General features: G+C 37.8%; 2 protein-coding genes. Both read right to left on the bottom strand.

What is annotated here, in order from left to right; genetic code table 11:
* Positions 1 to 80: 80 nt before the first annotated feature.
* Positions 81 to 1,415 (bottom strand): NADP-specific glutamate dehydrogenase, encoded by a 1,335-nt coding sequence (gene gdhA / locus E1171_RS05955; protein ID WP_155205050.1) that lies wholly within the window; start codon positions 1,413 to 1,415, stop codon positions 81 to 83.
* 138 nt (positions 1,416 to 1,553) lie between these two features.
* Positions 1,554 to 4,043 carry a TonB-dependent receptor gene (locus tag E1171_RS05950; protein WP_155205048.1) on the bottom strand — a complete coding sequence of 830 codons (2,490 nt, stop codon included), beginning with the start codon at positions 4,041 to 4,043 and terminating at the stop codon, positions 1,554 to 1,556.
* Positions 4,044 to 4,198: the final 155 nt, after the last annotated feature.

Genomic DNA, 4,198 nt, shown 5'->3' with positions numbered 1-4,198 from the left:
GATTTTTTTTTGTGGAAAAGAGGAGAAATATGATTTTCTGTTCATCCTTAAAAGGAAATAAGAACATTGTTTTTCCTCCTTCATACCACTCCAAAACTCAACAAAGCTTTGGCTACTTTTTCGAAACCCCCAATATTGGCACCCTTTAAATAACTAATGTGGTTATTTCCTTTATTCCCATATTCCACACATTGCTCATGGATTTTGTGCATGATGGTTTTCAGATGTCGATCTACCTCTTCTCTTGACCAGGTAATGCGAATAGAATTTTGCGTCATTTCTAATCCGGAAATGGCAACACCTCCTGCATTGGCCGCCTTCGAAGGGGCATAGAGAATTTTGGCTTCTTCAAATAAATGGACACCCTCTATAGTGGTGGGCATGTTAGACCCTTCACAGACGAGTTGGCAGCCATGTTTGAGTAAAATTTGGGCATCGTATTTATCCAGCTCATTTTGGGTAGCACAGGGAAAAGCCAAATCACAGGTAATTTTCCATGGTTTTTCATTTTCGTAGAAAGTAAACCCAAATTCACCTGCAAAAGTCTTCAAGCTTCCCCTTTGGTTGGTTTTTAGGTCGATGATGTAGTTTAAGTTCTCCTGAGTAGCACCATCGGGGATGTGGACAAAACCATTGCGGTCTGAAAAAGTGACCACTTTAGCCCCTAATTCAATTAATTTTTCGGCAGCATGTTGGGCTACATTGCCCGAACCTGAAATTAAACATATTTTATCATCCAGACATTCGTCCTTTCTTTTTAACATTTCTTCCGCCAGGTAAACACAACCATAGCCTGTAGCTTCCTTTCGGATAGGGCTTCCTCCAAAGGATAGGCCTTTTCCGGTTAGGGTACCACTGAACTCCCCACTGATTCTTTTGTATTGTCCAAAAAGATAACTGATTTCCCTTTCCCCGACACCAATATCACCAGCAGGGACATCCACATCCTTTCCTATGTGATGTTGTAACTCTGTCATATAGGATTGACAAAAACGCATGATTTCAGGGTTGGACTTACCTTTTGGATTAAAATCTGATCCCCCCTTTGCGCCTCCCATAGGGAGGGTGGTTAGGCTATTCTTAAAAGTTTGTTCAAAACCTAAAAACTTTAGAATACTTAAAGACACCGATTTATCAAAACGAAGTCCTCCCTTATAAGGTCCAATGGCATTAGAAAATTGAACCCGATAACCGCGATTTACCCGGACATTTTGTTGATCATCTTCCCAGCTTACCCGGAATACTACCACTCGATCTGGTTCGGTTAATCTTTCTAAAATGCGGGCTTTTTCGTAGATGGGATGTTGGTTAATGTAGGGGATCACATGTTCTGCCACTTCTTTTACGGCCTGATGAAATTCTTTTTCAGCAGGATTTCGGCGGGTCACCCCTTTCATAAAGGATTGGAGGTCCATGAGTTATTTTCAACGTTTGATGAATCCCAAAGCTTTTACAGAGAATTAAGCTTTGTTCCATATTAAGATAAACAAAAAAATGCCCAGGAAAAACCCAGGCATTTTAATCTTAAAAATATTTAGAGAAAGGGGGGATTCTTAATAAAGGTCGTCTAAATTATCTCCTCCACTTTCTCTGTTTTGTCTTTGTCCCTTCTTCTTTTTCAATTGATAGTTAATTTTTCCAAAATTAAATGAGAAGCCCAGGTAAACAATCTGTGACTCACGACTTCTATTAGAAATCTGGTAGAAGTTGTCATCCCAATTTTCAATTTCAAAGTTGAACAGGTTAAATGGATCACTTAAGCGTAAACTAATGGTACCTTTATTATCCAAAACCTTTTGCTTCATTGCAAAATCATAAAAAATAATTCCTTTCATTTCACCTCCCGCAATCTGTCTAGGGGAACGGTACCTTCCTGAGGCCTGTAAACTTCCACCTTTCCATAATTTAAAAGAGGACATCAGTTTTCCAGTCCAGGTAAAGCCATCATTACTATAATCATTTTCTCCTATATTACTTCCATCTACATTAAAATAGAAATAATTCACACTGGTGTTAATTCTCCACCAATCAGTGATTTGAGAATTTACCAAAACCTCTACTCCATAATTGTTGCTATTGGCGAAGTTTTCCCAGGTTCTGGTAGTTATGTTCTTTTCTGGGTCATTAATAGTTATTCTTGATATGGCATTATTGGAGTGTTTGTAATAAACGGCACCAGAAAGGGAGGTGGTATTCCAATTCTTTAAATAGGATAGTTCCAAAGAATTAACATATTCAGGTTTCAGAAATGGGTTTCCAGTGGAAAGATTGTTTTCATTAGACATGTCTACAAATGGATTAAGTGCACGTGATCGTGGACGGTTAACCCTTCTGGAATAACTCAATTGAATTTCGTCTGCGTAACCAAAGCGACCTTTCTCCCCAAAACCTTTGCTCAAGTGCACACTTGGGTAAAGACTAAAATAATTATTTTCGAAAGGTTCTGGTTCAATGGTTAAAGTTGAGGTTGTAAAAGCTTGCTCTGCTCTTAATCCAACTTGGTAGCCCATCCCGTTCTCCAAACTTCCAGATAGGATTCCATAAAGTGCATGAATATCTTCCTGATAGGTAAAATCAAAAGTTCCGTTTGGATCGAGGATTAAATTTTCTCCAATGCGAGTCTTGAAGTCTTCATTTGATAAACTTAATCGGGAGTTTAGTCCGGTTTCTAGTTTTAATCGATTAGAAATAGGCATTACATAGTCCATTTGGAATTGCCAAACATCGGATCTAGAGTCGGAAAGGGTATTATTAAGTACTCCAAAATCAGAGTCTCTATCCGAGTTGGATTGGGAATATCTCAAGGAAGCATCTAATTTTTGTTTGGGATTTAGGAATTTATGCTGGTAATCCAAGGTGATGCCTCCGTTTAAACGATTGCCATCTGTAGTGTTAAGCTGTGCAGTTTCATCCTTACTTCCGTCAAGGTAGTTGTAATAAGAAAACAATTCGTTTTCATTAGTAAATGAGCTGGTATTTAAATTAGTTGTAAGGGTTAGGGAATTAAAATCATTCAGAAAATAATCTGCACCTAATTTAATATTATGTGAAGACCACTGATAAAAACCATCATTCATCTGCTCGAGGAATTGCAAGTCATTAGGTTCATTAACATCAAAATTTTCTCTTAAACTATTTCCATCATAAGTCCTGCGATTGTCGCGGAAAGAATAATTTCCAAAGAGATTAAACTTATCTATGTAATGATTTAAATTCAGGGAGGCATTGTATTTTTCCCTAGTTCCGACAGTTACTGAGGCCGTACCATTAGTTCCCTTCTTTTTGTTTTTCTTTAAAATAATGTTAATAATTCCTGCGCTTCCTTCCGGGCTGTACTTAGCAGATGGGTTGGTAATTACTTCTACCGATTCTATGGTATTTGCAGGAATTTGTTCTAAAACTTCACTTACATCTCCACCTGTTAGGGCGGAGGGTTTCCCATCTATTAAAATTTTTACTCCTTCACTTCCTCTTAGGCTAACATTACCGTCTATATCTACATCTACGGAAGGAAGGTTAGACAAAACGTCAGAGGCATCTCCACCTTCTGAAGTTCCATCCTGAGAAACATTAAAGCTTCTTTTATCAATAGAATTGACCATTAATTCGGCATCTGCTTCCACGGCAACCTCATTCAAAAGTTTGGCATCGGCACCCAAAGTAATTTTGCCTAAAAAGATTTCTGCTTCCTTTGGAGTAAACATAACCCGGTCAGGATGACTATAGGTTTCGTATCCAATAAAGCTTACTTTTACATTATAAGGCCCTAGGGGAATTTCCTTAATTCGGAAACCTCCATTTTTATCTGTCATGCCGCCTGTTACGGGTTTTTCTGGTTCCCGAACAGAATAAAGGGATACAGTAGCAAACTCTACAGGTTCATTGGTTTTACTGTCTATCACTTTCCCACTTAATACACCAATTTTGGGGCGATCTCCCTTTGAAAAATTTCCTCTGCCTTGGCCTTGGGAGCGTTGTTGCGCCATAGTCGTCCCGACCATGAAAACCATTATTATAAAAAATAAATTGTATAGGTTTTTCATAGAAATTGAAGGTGTTTAATGTGTTTAAGAGATAATTAATTCAAAAACTAAAATCGATAAAAATTAAAAGGACTTAGCAGTTTATGCTATCCATTTTAAAAATGAAAAGCATCGACAAGCATAAAAAATTTATTCAACCAAGGAGTGAATTTAAT

The organism is Xanthovirga aplysinae, from assembly GCF_009711365.1.
Lineage (GTDB): Bacteria > Bacteroidota > Bacteroidia > Cytophagales > Cyclobacteriaceae > Xanthovirga > Xanthovirga aplysinae.
The sequence above is the reverse complement of the archived record's forward strand: the minus strand, read 5'-3'. Positions and strand labels throughout refer to the sequence as shown.